The organism is Microbacterium sp. CCNWLW41 (assembly GCF_037083505.1).
Genome location: NZ_JBAOJP010000002.1, coordinates 711,785 through 726,268, shown reverse-complemented (window position 1 = coordinate 726,268; position 14,484 = coordinate 711,785). Strand labels below are relative to the sequence as shown.

The following is a 14,484-nucleotide window of genomic DNA, read 5'->3' as shown; positions in this document are numbered from 1 at the left end:
AGGACGCCTGGAAGACCCGTGGGCGCTCGCTGTGCGCCAGCCGTGGACCCGCTCCCTCGCCACCCCCTCGCGTCCGCCCCGCTCCCCCTCGTCGAGTGGTCAGTTTCTGTGGGTTCCGCCGCCGCGAACCCACAGTTTCTGACCACTCGGAGGAGAGGGGTGGGGCTCAGCGCGACAGCATGCGGGCGATCGCGGAGGAGAAGGCCGAGGAGGCGGCGTCGAGCGTGAAGTGCCCCGCCGCGCACAGCGTCCCGAGCCCGTGGACGAGTCCCCAAAGGCCGACGAGGTCGTCGGGTCGGGCGAGCCCGGCGCGCGCCGCGACGGTGCCGAGCACCGTCTCCAATTCCGCGATCAGCGGCGCCATCGTCGGCGTCGGCGATCCGGGGAGGCAGACCGTGGGGTCGTAGATCACGTCGAAGGCGTGCGGGCGCTCGACGGCGAAGCGGATGTACGTCGCTCCCCCGTCGATCAGCGCCGCGGTCGGATCCTCTGCCGCGTCCACGGCGCTCGTCACCGCGGCGACGAGCTCGCCCATGCTGCGCTCGGCGAGCGCCTTCAGCAGGCCCAGCCGGTCGGAGAAGTGGTGGTACGGCGCGTTGTGGCTGACGTCGGCCGCGCGTGCCACCTCGCGCAGGCTGATGTCGTGCGCGGGCTTGTCCGCGAGCAGGCGCATCGCCGCCGTCTCCAAGGCATGCGCGAGATCACCGTGGTGATAGGCCGTTCGAGAACTTGACACAAGCAACATCCTGACCTATCTTGACACTGTCCACCAGATGGGCAGTGTCAAGATCAAGCCAGGATCGGAGCATCCCATGACCACCGCCCTCGTCATCGACGGCCACCCCGACGCGCAGTCCCTCACCGCCGAGCTCGCCCGTCGCTACGCCGTCGGCCACGGCGACGCCCGCGTCCTCGCCCTGCGCGATCTCGACGTCGACCCGCACCTGCGCTTCGGCTACCGCGAGCGCATGCCGCTCGAGGAGGACCTGGCCGAGGCCAAGCGCGCACTGCACGCCGCCCGGACGATCGTCGTGGCGACGCCGCTGTGGTGGGGATCCGTCCCCGCGCTTCTCAAGGGCTTCTTCGATCGCGCTCTCCTACCGCAGCAGGAGTACCGCTTCTCGAAGCTCGGCGTCCCCGAGGGGCTGTTGACCGCGGCGCACGGACGCCTGCTGCTGCTCGCCGACACCCCCTGGTACTTCGCCTCGGTCACCGGCCTCCCGGCGCAGAGGCAGGTGGTGCGCAACACGCTGAAGCTGTGCGGGGTCCGCTCGGTCCGCGCCACCCGGATGCTGGGGGTGAAGAGCGCCGCGCCGCAGCGCATCGCCGGATGGCTCGACCGCGTAGAGCGCCTCGGCGCCGCCGACGGCGTCCGCGACCTCCGCGCCTCCGCGACGCGGGGGAGCGAGGCCACGGAGATCCGATCGACCCCGGCTGAGGTCGCCTGATCCCGGACCGCATCGGCGCAGGAGCGCGCGATGTGCGCCAGCCGTGGACACGTCCCTCGCCGCCCCCATCGGCTCCGCTCCTCCTCGTCGAATGGTCAGTTTCTGTGAATTCCGCCGCCACGAACCCACAGTTTCTGACCACTCGACGTGGATGATGGAAGGCAACGCCTCGGCCCACGCCGAGGGCGAGTCGTCAGGAGGGCGGGCGCCGGAGAAGCCGATGCTGCCCGTCGGGCCCCGCCGCGACGAACGCGAACCCGAGCCGCGAGGCGAGGCGCATCGACCGTTCGTTCTCCGGGTGGATCTCTGCCAGAGCCCACTGGGCGCCGAGCTCCGAGAACACCGCGTCGAGCATGGCCTCGGCCGCCTCGGCCGCGTATCCCTCCCCCGAGAATTCGGGAAGCAGCAGCCAGCCCACCTCCACCCCGTAGGGCGCACCCGTGGTCCCGCGCAATTGCATGGACACGTCGCCGATGAGCCGCCCCTCACGCGTCACCGCGAAGGCAAGGAAGTCCCCGTCGAATCGCAACTCGACGTGCCTCGTCCGGTGACGAAGATGACGACGCGACGCCCGGCGCGATCGCTTCGGCCAAGGAAGGAACTCCAGGATCTCCGGAGTGGACTGGATCCGATACCAATCCGCCGCATCACGCATCTCGTAGGGCCGCAGCCGGAGGCGGGCGGTCTCGATCGGCCGCGCGTGAAGCGGGGTCGGAACCGGTGCCCCACGCAGCAGTCGGGGCCTTCGCAGAGGGATCCTCCGCCAGAGCGTGCGGAGACAACCACCATCGGATCTGGCGTGCATTCCACCGATTGAGTCGCCATCTTCCCATGCCGTCAGACCCGCCTCATGCATGACGGGCATGGTAATCGGTGACTCTGAGCCTTCGATTCAGCGGCGATGGTCAAAGATTTTGGAACGCAATCGAGAGACCTTCCGTTCCCGCGGCGCGAACCTGTACCGGTTCCTCCGCCCGGACGCCCGATCTGCACACGATGCTCCGATCCGCGGAGGGATCGGCGGCTGCGGTGTGCAGATCGGGTTCGCGTGTGCGGATCGGGCTGGACGCGGCGAGCGGAGGCCGAGGGACGACGCGAGGGGGCACCGAGCGGCGGGGCCTCAGACCAGGGCTTCGGCGGCGGCCTCGTCCTCGGTGGTCGCGACGAGCTGGCCGCACGCGCCGTCGATCTCCTTGCCGCGGGTGTCGCGGAGGGTCGTCGGGATCCCGGCGTCGTTCAGCCGGCGCACGAACTCGTCCTGCACGTCCTTCTCGGACGCGGTCCAGATGGATCCGGGGGTCGGGTTCAGCGGGATGGGGTTCACGTGCACCCAGCCGCGACCACGCGCGTTCAGCTTCTCCGCGAGGAGGTCCGCCCGCCACGCGTGGTCGTTCATGTCCTTGATGAGCGCGTACTCGATCGACACACGACGGCCCGTCTTGTCGAAGTAGCCTCGGGCGGCGTCCAGCGCCTCGTCGACCTTCCACCGGGAGTTGACCGGGATGAGCTCGTCGCGCAGCTCGTCGTCCGGGGCGTGCAGCGACAGGGCGAAGGTGACCGGGATGTCCTCGTCGGCGAGCTTGTGGATCGCCGGGACGAGCCCGACCGTGGACACCGTGATCCCGCGGGCGCTCATGCCGAGCCCCTCCGGCTGACGCGCCACCATGACGCGGACGGCATCCATCACGCGCTTGTAGTTCGCCAGCGGCTCGCCCATCCCCATGAAGACGATGTTGCTGACCCGCTCCATGGAGTGGTCGTCCGCGCGCTTGCCGCCGAGCTCGCCCTGCGCGATCGCCCGGTTCGCCCGGACGATCTGCTCCACGATCTCCGCCGTGGACATGTTGCGGGTGAGGCCGGCCTGACCGGTGGCGCAGAACGGGCAGTTCATGCCGCATCCGGCCTGGCTGGACACGCACAGCGTGATCCGGCCGGGGTACCGCATCAGGACCGACTCCACGAGGGCACCGTCGTGCAGGCGCCAGAGGAACTTGATCGTGTCGCCGCGGTCGGTCTCCAGGCGGCGGACCTCGGTGAGCAGGTTCGGCAGCAGCCCGCCGACGAGCTCCGCCCGCTGGGCAGCGGGCAGATCCGTCATCTCGGCAGGATCGGACGTGTAGTGCGTGAAGTAGTGGGTGGCCAGCTGCTTCGCCCGGAAGCCCGGAAGGCCCAGCTCCTTCGCCTTCTCAACACGCTCGGAGGGCGTGAGGTCGGCGAGGTGCACCGGAGGCTTGCCGCGCTTGGGGCTCGCGAACTGCAGGAGCGGACGCCCTCCGGCATCCTTCTTCTGGGTCCAGCCCTCGGTGGCCGGCCGCACCTGCGGCGCGGCGGGCGTGCGCTCGGGCCGCGCGGGCGCAGGGTTCTCGGTCATCCCCCCAGGGTACGCGGTGGCGGGTGGGAGAGCGCTGGGGCAGGATGCACCCGCGTCCCTGCCCACGCGAGACTCCGCCCACGCACTCGAAAACAGGCGAACACGCGAGAACAGGCACGCTCACCCCGAAACCGCCTGATCTCACGCGAATGCCTGATGCCGCGAGGGCCGGAACCGCGCGCGGGGGACACGGCGAGGGGCGGGACGGCAGACGCCGTCCCGCCCCTCGCGCGCGGATCACTCCCCGCGCAGGACCTTCCGCCGGTGCAGCACCGCGGCGGTGCCGATGCCGAGGGCCACGAGGCCCAGCAGCGCTCCGAGCGCAGGACCCCACGGGTCGAGACCGGTCACCGGCAGCGCTCCGCCGCCGTCGGCACCCGCGTCACCCGACGGAGGACCGGTCGGCGCGGGCGTCGGCGGATCCGTCGGCTCCGGCGGGTCCGTCGGCGTCGGGGTGGGCTCGGTCGGGCTCGGCGTGGGAGTGGGGGTCGGGGTGTCGGCCACCTCGACCGGGTACATCCACGCGTTCACCGCCGACCGGGCACCGTCGGACGCCGCGGTCGCGAACGAGACGAGCACCATGGCGTCCTCGGTCATCGCCGCCTGCGTCTCGGCGTCGAGCGGGATCCGGATGCTGCCCCCGCCGATGTTCACCTCGGCGGTCGCGGTCGCCAGGAGGCGCCCGCCCATGTCCGGGGACCACGGCGGCGCCGCGCCGTCCTCTTCGGAGCACGCCTCGAAGCCGTACTCGTCACCGGGGCAGCTCGACGTCCACACCGGCACGAAGCGCGCGTCCCCCTTCCACACGAACACCCGGGCGGTGCCCGCGGCCTCCGCGCTGTAGGAGAGCGTCGCCCCCTCCGCGTCGAAGGCCACATCGCCCATCGTCAGCGCCGTGGTCGGCTGCAGTCCGGAGATCGTCCCGCCGCGGGTCGCGGACTGGAACACCGTCTGCGGCGACTCCACGCCCTGCAGCGCGGTCTGCGGGATGATCGCGGCCGGAGCCTCGATCGGACGCGACGACGGCGGCGTGTAGCCGTCGAGGTATGCGTGCCCCCATCGGTACGGCTCGGACTGCTGCGAGCCGAACGCCGACCAGGCCGTGCGCGTCTGCCCGATGAAGTCCTGCGTGTCGGAGTCGTACGGCGTGACGTTGAGCCCGAGGTAGGTCGGGTCCACCGTGTTGGTCGCCGCGTCCCCCGTGGGAACCGCGCTGGTCGGACCGACCGCCGCGGGAAGATCCGCGAGCGGGATCTTCACCTCGACGTCGTAGGCGCCGCCCTCGTACGCCCCGTCGGCGGTGCGGGCCGCGCGCACCGCGACCTCCACGCCGGGCGCGTTCGGGCCGCCCTCGACCTCGTCCGCGAGGGGACCGGTCGAGAAGCCCTGGTGGTTGTCCGCGTCGCGCGACCAGCATGCGCCGTCCGGCCCGTTGCCGTTGGTCCCCTCCGGGTCGTCCGTGAACGGGAACATCCCGAGCTTGAACGTCGACGAGGTGTCCACGGAGGACCCGCGCGGATCCAGCAGCAGCTCCACCGAGTCGACGAGCCAGTGCCCGAAGCAGCGGTCCGGCGTGGCCGCGGCGCTCGCGATGTCGTCCACCACGCGCACCTGCGCGTAGAGGGCGTCGTCGTGCCAGCCGAGCACGGCGGTGCTGCCGGCTCCGCAGTCCGTGCCGTCGGGCTCGCACGCGTCGCCCTCCCACACGGCTCCCAGATCCAGCGGGGTCCCGGTGTAGACGTCGTCGGGCGCGCCGTCCAGCGCCGGTGCCGCCGCGAGCTGCGGGATCACCGTGGTGGGGACGACGTGCAGCGACAGGTCCTCGGAGGAGGCGCCCAGCGCCGAGGTCGTCGTCGCGGTCACCGCCTCGACGCGCCCGCCCCGATCGGCGGGGTCGAGGTGGGTGAGGACGAACGGCACCGTGGCGGTCTCCCCGGGCGCGACGGCCGGGACGTCCTTCGAGGCCGCGTCGAGCGAGAATCCGGCCGGGGCCGTCAGCGCGACCGTCGCGGTCTGCGGCACCGCGCTGCGGTTCGTGACGACGACCGGGATCGTCTTCGACTCCCCCGCACCGATGGCGGCGATGGCGTCGGCGGGCCCGCCGATGTAGGCACCGGTGCGATCCATCCACTCCTCGTACTCCGCGCCGTTGCCGGTGCGCTCGAAGCGTCCGTCCACCGGCGGGACGAGGTCGACCCGGGTGTCGTTGTAGGCGGTGACCCCTGCCCCGGCGAAGTCCGCCGAGATGCGGAACCGGCCCGGAACGGCGTCGGCTGCGGGGGTCACGGTGAAGGTCGCCTCCGCGGGGGCGTCCGAGGGCACCGCGTCGAGCGACACGGGGCCGTCCACGCTCCAGCCGTCCGGAACGGTCAGCGACACGTCGCCGCCGTCGAGCGCGTCGGCGCCCGAGCGGATCCCCACGGTGACCGAGAACGGCTCGCCCGCGGCGACGTGGGCCTCGGCGTCGATCGTGAAGGTGGATCCGAGCGGCAGCCCGCCCGGGTCCGCGACCACGGCGCCGTGCAGCGGCGCGTCGTCGGAGCCGGCGCCCGCGCTGCCGTTCGGCTGCATCGGGACGGCGGACCAGTCCACCGCGAAACGCTGGCACGTGGGGTCCACGACGGTCTTCACCATCTCGCGCGCCTGCGTCGGGTGAGCGCGGGCGCCCTCGCCGCCGACCTGCGCCCAGGTCTTGGCCGAGCCGGCCGGCTGCCCGGCGAGGTTGCCCTCGGCCCAGGTGTAGGGCGAGTCGTAGCCGGACCAGGTGCCGACGACGGTCTGCGTGCTGCCCTCCTCAGGGATGAAGCCGGCGTTGCAGCCCGGGCCGTCCACGCCGCCGGTGCCGCCGGTGGCCGCGAACCAGCCCTGCGAGAGGATCCGCTTCACCTGCCACGGCCCGACGGCGCCCTCTCCCTCCAGCTGCTCGGGGAACATCGACGGATCCGCCGCCGCAGCGGCGGCCTCCCAGACCATGCGGCCCTGCGCGTACTGGTGGTTGCCGTGACCGGCGTCGAGAGAGGGCGTCCAGCCGACGAGGATCTCCGGCTGGGTCTCGCGGATGATGCGCACCGTGCGGCGCAGCGTCTCCTCCGCGTCCCACACCTGCGCGGTCAGCGGCGCCGAGGTGTTGTAGTAGAAGTCGACCCGGTCGAGGTTGAAGATGTCGACCGTGCCGGAGCGGACGTGCGAGGTCCGGTCCTCGTTCTCGCGGCGCAGGCCCAGGTCGGGGCCCGCCTCGGGGCCGACGGAGTTGGATCCGCCCTCACCGCGCGTCGCCATGATGATGCCGCAGCGCACGTCGTACAGGTCCTGCCAGACGCCGCACGGGGTGGTGAACCCCGCGTCGTCGTCGGGGTGTGCCCAGATCCCGAGCACGTCGATCTTCTCGCGCGCCGTCTCGGTGGCGATCGAGGGATCGCCCACCTCCAGCGTCGGGGGCTCGGCCGCCTGTGCGGCCGTCGGCAGGGCGAGGCCGACCATCGTCAGCAGCGCCGTCAGCACGCCGATGTGCTTGCGTCTCATCTCTCCTCCAGGGGGCGACGGCGCGGGTGACACCGTCATCGCCCGTCACCCTAGCGAGAGTTTCGCGCAGAGAGCAAGCACTAATGCGCAATTACGCGCAAAACCGTTCACTAATACGCAGGCACGCCCCCGGGCGGCATCGGACCCCGATGCCGCCCGGTCGCACGACGTCGCTCACTCCCGGACGGCGCCCTCGATCATCCCCTTGATGAAGTGGCGCTGCAGGAAGATGTAGAGCACCACGACCGGCAGCGCCACGAGCACCGCTCCCGCCGCGAGCAGGGCCGTCCCCTGGGTGTACTGCCCCTGGAAGAAGGCGAGCCCCAGCGGGGCCGTCCGGACCGCGCCGTTCGGCGACATGACCAGCGGGATGAGGAACTCGTTCCACGTCCACATGAACGTCAGCAGCACCAGCGTCAGGATCGCCGGACGCCCGATCGGCACGAGGATCTGCCAGAGGATGCGCATGCTCCCGGCCCCGTCCAGCCTCGCCGCCTCGATCATCGCCCGGCTCGATGTGCGGAAGTACGTCCGCATCCAGTACGTGCCGAAGGCGATCGACATCGCGATCTGCGGGAGGGCGACGCCCAGCACGGTGTTCGCCAGCCCCAGCGCCCGCATGTCGAAGAACAGCGGCACGATGAACGCCTCCGTCGGCACCATGATCCCGAGCAGGAACAGGTAGAAGAAGAACGTCGCGCCGCGGAAGCGCATCGTGCCCAGGGCGTATCCGGCGAGGATCGACGCCGTCACGGCGACGACCACCACGATCGCGGCGACGGCCACGCTCGTGAGCATGTACTGCCCGAACCGGCCGACCTCCCACGCCTCGGCGAAGTTCTCCGGGTGGAACAGGCCTCCCTCCCGCGCCGCGCTGACGCTCTGGGGGCCGAATGCGGTCGTCAGGATCACGCCCAGCGGCCCCAGCACGATGAGCGCGAAAACGACGAGCACCACGTAGTTGGCGACGCGTTCGAACGCCGAGACCCTCATCGCTTCTCCCCGATCATGTTGACCACCGCGTTGATCGCGAACACGATCACGGTGAGCACGACGCCGACGGCCGCCGCCGCTCCGACCTCTCCCAGCTCGAACGCGCGGCGATAGACCTCGTAGCTCGGCACGGTCGTCGAGGTTCCGGGTCCCCCGCGGGTGGTGACGTAGACGAGATCGAAGGTCTTCAGCGCCGCGACGATCGTCAGCGTCAGCGCGACCGTGATCTCTCCGCGCACCGACGGGAGGGTGATCGCGAAGAACTCCCGCGCCGCCCCCGCGCCGTCGAGGCGCGCGGCCTCGTAGAGCTCGCGCGGAACGCGGCTCATCCCCGCCATCAGGAGCACCGTGACCAGGCCCGTCGACACCCACGTGCCGATGAGGCCCACGGCGGGCAGCGTCCACGTGTAGTCGCCGAGCCAGGCGCGCGTGAGCCCGCCCAGCCCGATCGCCCGCAGGAACTGGTTGAGCGGGCCGTCCGGCGCGTAGATCTGGCGCCAGGTGACGGCGACGACCACCATCGCGATGACCTGCGGGAGGAAGATGACGGTCCGGAAGAACCCGAGCCCGCGCACGTTCGAGCGGGTGAGGATCGCCGCGAGGACGAGACCGATCGCGAGCGGGATGATCGCGAAGAACACGATGAGCACGAGGGCGTGCGCGAACGCGTCGCGCAGCTGTCCGTTGCGGGCGATCTCGATGTAGTTGTCGAATCCGACGAACGTCGAGGCCCCCAGCCCGTCCCACTCGAAGAAGGAGAACTGCACCGCCCGCCCCAGCGGGAAGAGCAGGAATCCGCCGTACAGCAGCAGCGCCGGCGCGAGGAACGCGTACGGCAGCCACCGCGGTCCGGAACCGCCGGAGGGGCCGGGGCGCCGTCGGGCGCCCCGGCCGGTCATGACCGCATCAGCCATTCGACGAGACGAACTCCGCGTAGTCGGCCTGCAGAGCGTCCACGAAGGCCTTCGCGTCGAGCTTCCCGTCGATCAGCCCCTGCAGGGCGTCGCCGAGGGTGTCGCTGAAGGTCGGCGTCGCGTAGTCGAGGTACGGCAGCAGAGCGCCGGTCTCGGTCACACGGCCGAACTCGGTGAACACGTCCGCCTGCACGCCCGAGGCCGGTGCGAGATCGGCGGTGCCGTTGACCGGCATGTTCCCGGTCTCGGCGAGGATCTTCATCGCCTCGTCGCTCGTGATGAAGTCGATGTAGGCCGCCGCGACGTCGGTGTTCTCCGCCGCCGAGGTGATCCCGAACGGAAGGCCGGTGCCGCCCGTCGTCGCGGGCGTTCCCGCCGAGGTGTCGGGGACGAAGAAGCCCACGTCGTCGCCCATGGCGTCCTCGAGGTCCGCGGCCAGCCACGATCCGCCGATCAGGAAGAGCCCCTGACCCTTGCCGAAGTCCTGCCACGCGGCGTCGTAGTCGGTGCCGTTGGGACCGTCGTTGAAGTAGCCCTTCGACGACCAGTCCGCGAGCTGCTGGGCTGCGGCGACGTTGTCGTCCGTGGTCCAGTCCGCGCCCTCGTTGCCCAGGCCCAGGTCCCGGATCGTGTCGGCGTCGACGTGCTCGCCCTGGATCGGACCGAAGACGTGGATCGCCGGCCACTTGTCGATGTTGCCGAGCACGAGCGGCTTCTGACCCGCGTCGCGGGCCTTCACCACCGCGTCCTCGAACGCGGACCAGTCCTTCGGCACCTCCACGCCGAGCTGCGCGAGCCTCGACTTGGAGTAGAAGACCCCCACGATCTCACCGACCTGCGGCAGGCCGTAGACGCTGCCGGTGCCGAACTCGACGGCGCCGTCGCCGTACGTGGAGTACTGCAGGACGGACGGGGCGAACCGGTCGTTCCAGCCGTAGAGCTCGGCGTAGTCGTCGAGGGCACGGAGCTGGCCGCCCTTGACGAAGGCGCCCATCGTGTTGCGACCGTTGTTGGCCTGCACCACGTCGGGGGCGTCATCGCCGGTGAGGGCGAGGCGCAGGGTCTTGTTGAGGTCGTCGAACGCCTGGGAGTTGCGGTCGATCGTGACGTTCGGGTACTTCTCCTCGAACGCCTTGTTGAGCTTCTCCATCTGCTCGTTCTGTCCGCCGCGGACCTCCTGGTCCCAGACGGTGAGCGTGACGTCGCCCGCGGCGGCGACGTCGGTGCTGATCTCTCCGCTCGGCGTCGATCCGCCCGCGGGCGCCCCGGCCCCCGGCGCGCAGGCGGCGGACAGGGCGAGGACGAGAGCGGTGCCGGAGACGGCGGCGACGGTGCGCATGTGTCGCTTCATCGGGATTCCTTTCGTGGATGGTGCTGCGTGCGGCGCCGGCCTCAGCGAGGCGACGGCAGGGACTCGGGTGCGGACGGATGGTCGGGATGGGGGCCGGGAGGGATGGCGTCGTCGAGGAAGCCGTACCGGGTGTGCAGCTCCTCGTCGTCCGAGCCGCGCACGTTCTGCCACCACCGGGCGATGTCGGCCCAGCCCGGAGCGGACAGCGCGCTGCCCCGGCGCGTCACGGCGATGCCGCTCGCGAGCACCGCGAACGCGGCCTGGTCGCCCAGGGGCAGGCCGAGCAGGCCCGCTCGGACGAGGGCGGCGGCGAAGACGTCACCGGCGCCGGTCGGATCGAGGACGCGCACGGGCAGGGCGGGGACGATGACCTCGGCGCCGGAGGCCGCATCGATCGCGACCACTCCGTCGCCGCCGCGCGTGACGACCACGAGGGGGACCCGCTCGGCGAGCGCCCGCGCGGCTGACACCGGGTCGTCCGTGCGCGTGTAGGCCATGGCCTCGCGCTCGTTCGGGGTGAAGGCGTGGCAGGACTCCAGCGGTGCGAGGTCCTCCTGCCGCCAGCGCTCCGTGGAGTCCCAGCCGATGTCGACGAACAGCTGCGTGCCCGCGGCGGCCGCGCGGCGCCACCAGGGATCGGCCGCGGCCGGATCCAGGGTCTTCAGGTCCGCGATCACGGTCCTCGCCTCCGGTGCGGCGCCGATCGCCCGCACGGCGTCGTCCAGCCCGGGCGCGTAGGTGATCATGCTGCGGTCGCCGCCGTCGGCGACCGCGACCGTCACGGGCATCGGGAGCTCGGCGAGGCGCCGGGACGCGGAGAGGTCCACGCCCTCCTGGTCCTGCAGGACCGACCAGCACCACGCGGAGAAGGCGTCGGTCCCGAACGGCGCCGCGAGCGCGGTGCGGAGCCCCAGGCGCGCGCCCGCCACCGCGAGGGTGGCGATGCCGCCCGGGCTGATCCCGGCCGTGCCGGCGAACACCTCGGTGCCCTCCTGCGGCGCCGCGTCCAGCGAGGCGAAGCCGTAATCGAGGAAGACCGGGCCCGCAAGCCCCACGTCCCACCGGAATCGGGTGTCCACCGAGTGCTCCTCCCTCGCCATCGAAATCAGGGTTTGTCAGATCATACGCGCAACTGCGCATTACTGCACATTGATGCTCAATCATGACTGATATGCTCACCGCATGCTCACGACCACACGTCAGGCCCGCATCCTGGATTCCCTGCGCGCCGACGGCCAGGTGACCGTCGAAGAACTCGCCGACCAGTTCGGCGTCTCCGCCTCGACGATCCGACGCGATCTGAACGCGTTGAGCGCCGACGGCCTGCTGCGTCGGGTGCGCGGCGGAGGCAGCATCGAGTCCGACCGCGTGCCGTTCGCCGACGTGCAGCATCAGCAACCCGAGGAAAAGGCGCGGATCGCGGCACGGGCCGCGGAGATGGTGCGCGACGGCGACATCGTCCTCCTCGACATCGGCACGACCACCGCCCTGCTGGCCCGGGCGCTCCGCGGCCGGCGGATCACCGTGGTGACGTCCAGCCTCGCCGCCGTCGACCAGCTGCGCGACGACGACGCCGTCGAGCTCATCATCCTCGGCGGCGCGGTGCGGAAGAACTACAACTCCATGGTCGGCGCGCTCACCGAGCAGGCTCTCGCCCAGATCCGCGCGACCGTCTGCTTCCTCGGCACGAGCGGCATCCGCGCCGACGGCACGATCATGGACACGACGGGCATGGAGGTGCCGATCAAGCGCGCCATGATCGAGTCCTCCCAGCGCGTCGTCGTCCTCGCTGACGCGACGAAGCTGCCGGGCGTCGGACTGCTCAGCGTGTGCGGCCCGGAGGCGCTGGACGCGGTGGTGACCGATGCGGATCCGGGGGCGCCGACCGTCCGGACCCTCCAGGAGGGCGACGTCGAGGTGGTGTTCGCATGAAGCTGACGATCGTCGGCGGCGGCGGCTTCCGCGTGCCCCAGGTCTTCGAGGCGGTCGCCGCGGACGGCGCACCGACGCGGATCGACGAGCTGTGCCTGTACGACGTGGCACCGGAGCGCCTCGACATCATCCGGGCCGTCATCGACGAGCTCGCTCCGTCCTATCCCTCCGCGCCGCGGGTCACGACGACCACGGACGTCGTCGAGGCGATGCGCGGCGCGGACTTCGTCTTCTCCGCCGTGCGCATCGGCGGCACCCGCGGGCGGATCGTGGACGAGCGCACGGCCCTGGACCTCGGCGTGCTCGGACAGGAGACCGTCGGACCCGGCGGCCTCGCCTACGCCCTGCGGACCGTGCCGTTCATGACGGAGCTCGCCCGAACCATCCGCGACGTGGCCCCGGACGCCTGGGTCATCAACTTCACGAACCCCGCGGGCATCGTCACGGAGGCGATGCGTCAGGTGCTCGGAGACCGTGTGGTGGGGATCTGCGACACCCCGATCGGCCTCATGCGCCGGGCGGTGGCCGCCTCCGGGGCATCGGCCGGGTCGGACGTCACGTTCGACTACGTCGGCCTCAACCACCTCGGCTGGCTCCGGTCCGTCTCGGTCGACGGGCGGGATGTGCTCCCGGACGTGCTGGGCTCCGACGCGTCCCTGGAGTCGATCGAGGAGGCCCGTCTCATGGGCTTCGACTGGGTCCGCACGATCGGGGCGCTGCCGAACGAGTACCTGTACTACTACTACTTCACGCGCGAGGCGGTCGCCTCGATCCGTGGCGCCGCGGCGACGCGCGGCGAGTACCTCGACGAGCAGCAGTCCGCGTTCTTCGCCGCGCCGCCGGCGCAGCCGCTCGAGGAGTGGCAGCGCGTACGGCACGCCCGCGAGTCGACCTACATGGCCGAGTCGCGCTCCGAAGGCGAGAGCCGCCACGAGGAGGACGTCGACTCCGGGGGCTACCAGCAGGTGGCGCTGGATCTCATGGCCGCGATCGCCACGGGGCGCCCCGCGACGATGATCCTCAACGTCCGCAACGGCTCGCTCGTGCCGCAGCTGCCCGAGGACTCCGTGGTCGAGGTGGGCTGCATCGTCGACGCCGAGGGCGTGCACCCGTGGCCGATCGCCCCGGTGCGCGGCGACATGCTGGGCCTGATGACGCAAGTGAAGTCCGCCGAGCAGCTCGTGATCGAGGCGGCCACGCGCGGGTCCCGCGAGCTCGCATGGCGCGCGTTCGCCGCCCACCCGCTCGTGGACTCGGTCTCCGTGGCACGAAGGCTCGTGGACGGCTACCGCGCCGGCTTCCCGTCCCTGGGCGACCTCCTGCGCTGACCCGCACGCCCGGTCGTCGAGCGAGCGGAGCGAGACGAACCGCGCTACCCGGACGCCGGGTCACCACGTTTCGACTCGTCGCTGCGCTCCTCGCTCAACGACCGAACACCACCCGGTCGTTGAGCGAGCGCAGCGAGACGAAACGCCCCCACCCCGGACGCCGGGTCACCGCGTTTCGACTCGCCGTTGCGCTCCTCGCTCAACGAGCGAACACCACCCGGCCGTTGAGCGAGCGCAGCGAGACGAAACGCCACACCCCGGACGCCGGGTCACCCCGTTTCGTCTCGTCGCTGCGCTCCTCGCTCAACGACCGGGGTGGGGTCCCTCCGTGCGCCGACGGCCGCGGGCGCTCCAGCCCCGGACCGCGTCGATCCCTCCCGCCATGAAGGCCTCGCGCTTCGCGTGCCCCCACCCCTGGATGCGCTTCTCCCACGCGAAGGCCTCGTCGATCCTCTCGAATCGCTCGTGCCATGCCAGCGTCACGGGGAGCCGCCGTCGGGTGTACGCGCTGCCCTCCCCCGCCGCATGCTGAGCGAGCCGACGATCGAGGTCCGTCGTGCTGCCGACGTAATAGGTGCCGTCTGCGCATCGGAGGATGTACGTGAACCCTGACATGTCCGCACGC

The 14,484-nt window shown here is 71.4% G+C and carries 12 protein-coding genes; 3 read left to right on the top strand and 9 right to left on the bottom strand.

Annotated features, from left to right (window positions below; genetic code table 11):
• Window positions 1-166: 166 nt before the first annotated feature.
• Entirely contained in the window at window positions 167-673 is a 507-nt protein-coding gene (locus tag V6R91_RS11205; RefSeq protein WP_336395469.1) for a TetR/AcrR family transcriptional regulator, read from the bottom strand.
• 139 nt (window positions 674-812) lie between these two features.
• On the opposite strand from V6R91_RS11205, the gene V6R91_RS11200 reads away from it, so the two are divergent.
• Entirely contained in the window at window positions 813-1,448 is a 636-nt protein-coding gene (locus tag V6R91_RS11200) for an NAD(P)H-dependent oxidoreductase (protein WP_336395468.1), read from the top strand.
• A 193-nt stretch (window positions 1,449-1,641) separates the two neighbouring features.
• On the opposite strand, the gene V6R91_RS11195 is transcribed toward V6R91_RS11200, so the two are convergent.
• The 7 genes from V6R91_RS11195 to V6R91_RS11165 form a co-directional block, all read right to left on the bottom strand.
• Window positions 1,642-2,253, bottom strand: coding sequence for a GNAT family N-acetyltransferase (locus V6R91_RS11195; RefSeq protein WP_336395532.1), 612 nt, complete (start codon window positions 2,251-2,253; stop codon window positions 1,642-1,644).
• A 315-nt stretch (window positions 2,254-2,568) separates the two neighbouring features.
• Window positions 2,569-3,819 (bottom strand): 23S rRNA (adenine(2503)-C(2))-methyltransferase RlmN, encoded by a 1,251-nt coding sequence (gene rlmN / locus V6R91_RS11190; protein ID WP_336395467.1) that lies wholly within the window; start codon window positions 3,817-3,819, stop codon window positions 2,569-2,571.
• Between the two features lie 237 nt (window positions 3,820-4,056).
• Window positions 4,057-7,341: a sugar-binding protein gene (locus tag V6R91_RS11185; RefSeq protein WP_336395466.1), complete on the bottom strand. Its 3,285-nt coding sequence runs from the start codon at window positions 7,339-7,341 to the stop codon at window positions 4,057-4,059.
• A 174-nt stretch (window positions 7,342-7,515) separates the two neighbouring features.
• Window positions 7,516-8,334: a carbohydrate ABC transporter permease gene (locus V6R91_RS11180; RefSeq protein ID WP_067245186.1), complete on the bottom strand. Its 819-nt coding sequence runs from the start codon at window positions 8,332-8,334 to the stop codon at window positions 7,516-7,518.
• Window positions 8,331-9,248 carry a carbohydrate ABC transporter permease gene (locus V6R91_RS11175; RefSeq protein ID WP_231819747.1) on the bottom strand — a complete coding sequence of 306 codons (918 nt, stop codon included), beginning with the start codon at window positions 9,246-9,248 and terminating at the stop codon, window positions 8,331-8,333. The genes V6R91_RS11180 and V6R91_RS11175 overlap by 4 nt, the downstream gene beginning before the upstream one ends.
• A complete protein-coding gene (locus tag V6R91_RS11170; RefSeq protein ID WP_336395465.1) occupies window positions 9,241-10,599 on the bottom strand; it encodes an ABC transporter substrate-binding protein in 1,359 nt (452 codons plus the stop codon). The genes V6R91_RS11175 and V6R91_RS11170 overlap by 8 nt, the downstream gene beginning before the upstream one ends.
• Before the next feature lie 41 nt (window positions 10,600-10,640).
• Window positions 10,641-11,678, bottom strand: a complete 1,038-nt coding sequence (locus V6R91_RS11165; RefSeq protein WP_336395464.1) for a carbohydrate kinase family protein — start codon at window positions 11,676-11,678, stop codon at window positions 10,641-10,643.
• A 103-nt stretch (window positions 11,679-11,781) separates the two neighbouring features.
• On the opposite strand from V6R91_RS11165, the gene V6R91_RS11160 reads away from it, so the two are divergent.
• Together V6R91_RS11160 and V6R91_RS11155 are read left to right on the top strand one after the other, a co-directional pair.
• Window positions 11,782-12,531 (top strand): DeoR/GlpR family DNA-binding transcription regulator, encoded by a 750-nt coding sequence (locus tag V6R91_RS11160; RefSeq protein WP_067245192.1) that lies wholly within the window; start codon window positions 11,782-11,784, stop codon window positions 12,529-12,531.
• Entirely contained in the window at window positions 12,528-13,859 is a 1,332-nt protein-coding gene (locus tag V6R91_RS11155) for a 6-phospho-beta-glucosidase (RefSeq protein ID WP_336395463.1), read from the top strand. The genes V6R91_RS11160 and V6R91_RS11155 overlap by 4 nt, the downstream gene beginning before the upstream one ends.
• A 303-nt stretch (window positions 13,860-14,162) precedes the next feature.
• Here V6R91_RS11155 and V6R91_RS11150 read toward each other — a convergent pair whose 3' ends face one another.
• The gene (locus tag V6R91_RS11150; protein ID WP_336395462.1) at window positions 14,163-14,474 is read right to left on the bottom strand and encodes a GIY-YIG nuclease family protein; all 312 of its coding nucleotides are present in this window, start codon (window positions 14,472-14,474) and stop codon (window positions 14,163-14,165) included.
• Window positions 14,475-14,484: the final 10 nt, after the last annotated feature.

What these genes read in the sequence shown, in the direction of transcription:
- rlmN (WP_336395467.1), bottom strand. Translation starts at nt 3,819, where the DNA reads ATGACCGAGAACCCTGCGCCCGCGCGGCCCGAGCGCACGCCCGCCGCG.
- V6R91_RS11170 (WP_336395465.1), bottom strand. Translation starts at nt 10,599, where the DNA reads ATGAAGCGACACATGCGCACCGTCGCCGCCGTCTCCGGCACCGCTCTC.
- V6R91_RS11160 (WP_067245192.1), top strand. Translation starts at nt 11,782, where the DNA reads ATGCTCACGACCACACGTCAGGCCCGCATCCTGGATTCCCTGCGCGCC.
- V6R91_RS11155 (WP_336395463.1), top strand. Translation starts at nt 12,528, where the DNA reads ATGAAGCTGACGATCGTCGGCGGCGGCGGCTTCCGCGTGCCCCAGGTC.
- V6R91_RS11205 (WP_336395469.1), bottom strand. Translation starts at nt 673, where the DNA reads ATGCGCCTGCTCGCGGACAAGCCCGCGCACGACATCAGCCTGCGCGAG.
- V6R91_RS11150 (WP_336395462.1), bottom strand. Translation starts at nt 14,474, where the DNA reads ATGTCAGGGTTCACGTACATCCTCCGATGCGCAGACGGCACCTATTAC.
- V6R91_RS11175 (WP_231819747.1), bottom strand. Translation starts at nt 9,248, where the DNA reads ATGGCTGATGCGGTCATGACCGGCCGGGGCGCCCGACGGCGCCCCGGC.
- V6R91_RS11180 (WP_067245186.1), bottom strand. Translation starts at nt 8,334, where the DNA reads ATGAGGGTCTCGGCGTTCGAACGCGTCGCCAACTACGTGGTGCTCGTC.
- V6R91_RS11185 (WP_336395466.1), bottom strand. Translation starts at nt 7,341, where the DNA reads ATGAGACGCAAGCACATCGGCGTGCTGACGGCGCTGCTGACGATGGTC.
- V6R91_RS11195 (WP_336395532.1), bottom strand. Translation starts at nt 2,253, where the DNA reads ATGCACGCCAGATCCGATGGTGGTTGTCTCCGCACGCTCTGGCGGAGG.
- V6R91_RS11200 (WP_336395468.1), top strand. Translation starts at nt 813, where the DNA reads ATGACCACCGCCCTCGTCATCGACGGCCACCCCGACGCGCAGTCCCTC.